Annotated in this window: 2 protein-coding genes; both read left to right on the top strand. The window is 32.9% G+C overall.

All coding sequences use genetic code 11. The annotated features are described in order from the left end of the window. The first annotated feature begins 17 nt into the window (after positions 1–17). Positions 18–3830, top strand: a complete 3813-nt coding sequence (locus F3G76_RS11255; protein WP_149706564.1) for a hypothetical protein — start codon at positions 18–20, stop codon at positions 3828–3830. 3 nt (positions 3831–3833) lie between these two features. Beyond that, the coding region (locus F3G76_RS11250) for a thioredoxin reductase (RefSeq protein ID WP_149706614.1) at positions 3834–5091 on the top strand (1258 nt) is incomplete at its 3' end.

Here is a 5091-nt window from a genome sequence, read left to right as displayed (position 1 = left end):
AGTAGTGGTGGCTTAATATGCAAAACAACGAAATAAATATAACCTACTCTTGCGAAGAGACATTAAAAAAGATAAAAGAGTATATGGCTGATGCAAAGAGCGTGACGCTTTATACGTCTAGCTTGAATTCACTCACATCGTACTCTAACGGCATAGCTAATGAGATCATATCTAATCTAATATTTTCTAAGAAGAGAGATAAAAAAGATGTATCGATCGTATCTGACTTTTATATAGATAAAGATAGCTTTACTGATAGTAAGCTAAATAGAATAAGAGAATTTGAATATAGAGATATACCAGTAAAGATTGTCCATAAAAAGAGTGCAGTTGACAAGTTTTTTGCAAATTTAAAAGAGAAGATAAGCCCCATAAAAAGCAAAGCAAGATATGAAGCTGAACTTGAAGCTGCTCAGGATGAGCACGAGAGAAATTTGCTAAAAAGCATGGGTGAAACAAAGACAGAAGCTATAAGCTTTTATGATATGTTTGAGGTCATAGTATCCAACTATGATGACGCCAAAGATATCGTAAAAGAGTGCCTAAATACCTTAAAAAATGATCTACTAAGCGATGCTAGCTCTTTGATATCTAGCGAGGGACTAGATGGAGCTAAATTTGAAAAAAGCATTGAAGAGTGTTTTAGAGAGTTAGATAAGAATTTAAGCGAGCTAAACAAAGAAAGTGGAGAGTTTTTACTAAAGCAAATATTTCTTTTTATACTAAGCATAGTTGATCTAAGTGACCCAAAGGCTGCACTCAAAAAGGCAAACGGATGCTTTTTGTTCTATGAGCTTAGTAAATTAACCTACAAGATGGTTGAGCATCAAAGCAATAGATCTCTTTATGGCGTAACCTTACCTATCCTTAGCTTTTTCACATCTAGATTTGCTTCTATTATAAATACCCTAAATATAAACTCAAGCTGCAATGTATTAGTATTTAAACAAGATAAATCTTCTAACTCTGGCTTTTTTATAGACTTTACCCACCTAAACTTAGACTATATCTACTTTAGAGACGACAATAACCTAAATGAGGTTAATTGCAATGCAGATGAGGGATATAGTGTATTTGGTCATTTAGATGATCTATCGGTATTTGATCATACAAAGGATGTTTGCTCTTATGATATAGTAAATAAAAACTTAGGCTTTGGCTCTAGTGATGATACGCTCTTTAAAAGACTAAAGGATCAAATAAAAGGACTAAATGCAAATTTAAATTTTATCTGCGCTTCAAATTTCAACTCTATAAAACTAGCCAATCTAATAGCGAACAAGTCCGATAAAAATAGCACATCTGCAAACGATGAGATGAACAGCAAAGATTTTTCAAATTTAAATAAAAACTATGTAGTCCTATCAAACTCACCTTTTAGATCAAGTGCAGGGCTAAGAGAAGAAGCAATAAGTAAATGCCTAGATCAAGTGATAGAAGACGAGCTAAATAGACCCAATAAATCCAACCTAGTAAAACAAAAATTCACCGATATAAAGACCCTAAGTCCTATTAAGGACTACAGCCAGTACAGCATAAACATCAATAAGGAAAACAATAGATCAACTCTTGTTTTAAATTTATCCCCATTTGCAAGGATAGATAAAAAATATATAGACAACATAGAGCAAAAGAGGGAAGAATTTAAAGAGATCGCCTATCAAGATGACACTAACTATCTTGATAATTACACCAAATACGAAGAGTTATTTAAGACAAATTTCTCTCACGTAAATGCTTATGCTAAGCAGCCAAACGATATGGAGAAGATCAAAAAAAGTGAAGAAGAGTATATGAAAAAGGTAACTCTCTCTTTTAAGGCAGTGTTTGATAAGGTAAATGAAAACACCTTAAACAGAAGAGAGGCTGAAGCATATAACAATAGCAATATCTCAAGCCAACTTATAGATGATATAAAAAATGGCTCATCAACCGCAGATGAATACCAATCACAAATGCAACGTATAATACAAACCCTCCCAAAGCGCTACTCTTTCATAGAAGCACTATCTCTTAGTGTGGCTTACTTTATAATGACTAAAAGCTATTCAAAAAAAATGATAAAGAAAAGCATTAAAGATGGTGATGAATATATAGTAATAGAAGATGATGAGATAAAAGCCCTACACTCAAACTCTATAATAAGAGTTTTTGATAGAGATGTAAAGCTATTTTTTTATAAAGACTCAGTAAAAAGTAGTGGTCTAAAAAGTGGCGAGTATCTATGTATAGAAGAAATTTCTAAATATATGGATGGAGTAAATAACAAGGATGTAGTTAGCGTTGAAGAGCTTTTAGCAGAAAATGAAGTTGGTAAAAACGCAGATATCAAAGATCCTTTGCAAAAAGATCTGATGAAACTTCTTATAGAGCAATCTGATAAGATAGATGAGAACTATAAAAAAGATGAAGCTACTATAAAAGAGGCTATCGCCGCTAAGAATAAAAACACTCTAAAAGAGGCTATAAATTTAAAAGATATAGCATATAGCAATGATAGAGATATAAATAAAGAGGTAACCTCATTACTAGTAAAAACTACTATAGAAGAGGTATTTCCACTAGCAAAATTTGTTGGTGAAGATGGCATATCTAAGATATATGAATCACTTGGCTCTTATATATTTAATAAAGACGCAAAGGCACTAAGAGAAACATTTCTTGATGAGCTTGGGGTATTAAATTTAGTAAAAAGTCTACTTGGCGCAAGAAAGACTAAAGAGATAGATAGATATATCTTGCTAATAACGAGTCTAAAAACTACAAGCGTAGTTTTACAACATTCAAAGCTTAATCTAATCATTCAAGCTTCAAACGCTTTTAGGCTTCATATGGCGATGGAGTATTATAAACTAAGTATAACTTATACAGAGATCACAACATATACCTTTATGAGATATACTCATAGGTTTAGCTATACAGATTTTCAAGAGATAAAGAGACTAATAAAAGATTATGCAGGATCGCTAGGCAAGAGCATAGGTGCTTCTATGGTTAGTGGTGCATTAGAACTTTGGAAAACATCCTATGAAAAACTAGAAGAGAACTACAACGAGATAATGCACACAAGATACACATATAAATTTAATGAAGCTTACGCATTAAATAATATCTCATATAAACCTATGTCTATAAAAGAAGCCTATGATAAGAATAGTACAAATACATATTGCTACTATCCAGTAATGATCTATCAAAACTATATAAGCCTAAATTTAAATAGGCTATTTCTAGGAGCTAATATAAGTAGTGGAGGACTAGACTATAACTCATTTATATACTATGACATAGACCATAAGAAAAATAAACTATCTTTTAACCTAGCCTCTAAGCTAGCACTAAATAACCTTAGTACCTATCTATGCTTAGATGAGCTAAGAGGAGCTGGTAATGAGATAGATGCAAGGTATTTTAACTATGCTAGGAATAGATATACTGAATCTGATGTAGAGATAAGGGAGTTAAATTTGGATGTTAAAGAGGAGAAAGAGGTGTATGACGCTTATAGAAAAGGTAATAGTCAAGATAGGGGTGGTTTGTCTTATGCAATAGATGCCTATCAAGAGGCTGCAAATATTATATATATGCTTAGACTAGGAATTTTTAATACCAACTACGGCAATACTCACCGTAACCTCTCAAGAGATCTAGTAGAAGCTCTTGATACTATTGGCAACAATAACATAAAGGGTATATATGTGGGGTGTAAGGAGTTCGGATCGTCAGATAGAAAAGACAAGAGTACTCAAACCACATCATCTATCCCACCTCGCCTAGTAGGTCGTCTAGCTACTACCATAGTAATGGAAGATGGTCTATATATAGGATAAGATATGAAGAAGATCATATTTATCATCATAGCTCTTTTAGTAGCAGGATCACTATTAATAATAAATAAAGGAAATTTAATGAGTAAAGAAAATTTAATGGATAATACATATACAGTTATAGCTCCAAATGGCATGGAAATACCATTTGATAAAAAGACAAATTTAATGATACCAAACAATGATAATTATAATAAACCTAGGACAAATAAGGAATACTTAGAAATTCAATCTAAGTATCTCTTAGAAGCTCGCTCCATCCTAGACTCATCTCCATATAAAAACTATAAACCCCTATACTATAACCCTAAACCAAACTCTCTAGGTCAAACAGACTATCTATCATTTAAACCATGGCTAGACATTAGCTATAAAGCAAGCTCTACTAAACTATCACCTTGGACTAAATCAGAAAAAGCCTACTATGAAAGTTTAAAAGATAAGAGAGATAGATATATCTATCTAGTAAAAAGAAGTAATCTAAAATGCACTATGATAGATATCCCAGAAGATGCAATAGGTAGAGTAGATAGTAGTGGCAAACTAACAAAGCCAGAGTATGCTGAAATTTATGATGAAGTAAATTCTCATCAAGGGACATTAAAATCAATGCTCTTTTCGGCAGAGTGGGGAATTTGTGCTGGAATACTTGGAAACCCTATGGGATTTGCAAATGGAAATGAAGCAGGATTTAAAGCAAGGGACTATCAAAGAATTTTTCTAGCTGCTCAGCTAGGAGTAACAAAGGCTTTAAAATTTCTAGGTGATTTATTTGAATACACTACTTATGACATAGGTCTAAACAAAAATTTGCAAATGGCTGAAGAGTTTAGAAAACTAGCTAAAAACCCTCCACTAGATGAATATGGAATGATGCCTTATCTTGATGAGATAGTAGGAAGCTACTTCGTGATGGATTTTAATAGGGGACTTGCACTTGATACTGATGGTAGGGTTATGCGGTATTTTAGAAAACTCGTTGAAGATGAAGGTAAATTATTAGACCCTAGAGACCTTGATGCAAATGAGACTACAAGAGAAGAATTTATGACAAAAATGAAAGATGTCATAAAAGATGAAATGCTTCCTTTTGACGTAGCTGAACCAGATGATCAAGAATATAGGCAAGTAATTTTAAATAGAGACATTAATCTATTAGAAGCTAAGATAATGTCCCTAACCCCACCAGAGGGATATCCAAATGCACCATACTACAACACACCAGAAGAGCTAACAAGACTATATGAGGCTGGTAAATTAGATA

Origin of the sequence: Campylobacter concisus, assembly GCF_902460575.1 — a bacterium.
GTDB lineage: Bacteria > Campylobacterota > Campylobacteria > Campylobacterales > Campylobacteraceae > Campylobacter_A > Campylobacter_A concisus_AW.
The sequence above is the reverse complement of the archived record's forward strand: the minus strand, read 5'-3'. Positions and strand labels throughout refer to the sequence as shown.

Bases quoted from the DNA above. Each gene is read 5' to 3' on its own strand.
- F3G76_RS11255 (WP_149706564.1), top strand. From the start codon at position 18: ATGCAAAACAACGAAATAAATATAACCTACTCTTGCGAAGAGACATTA.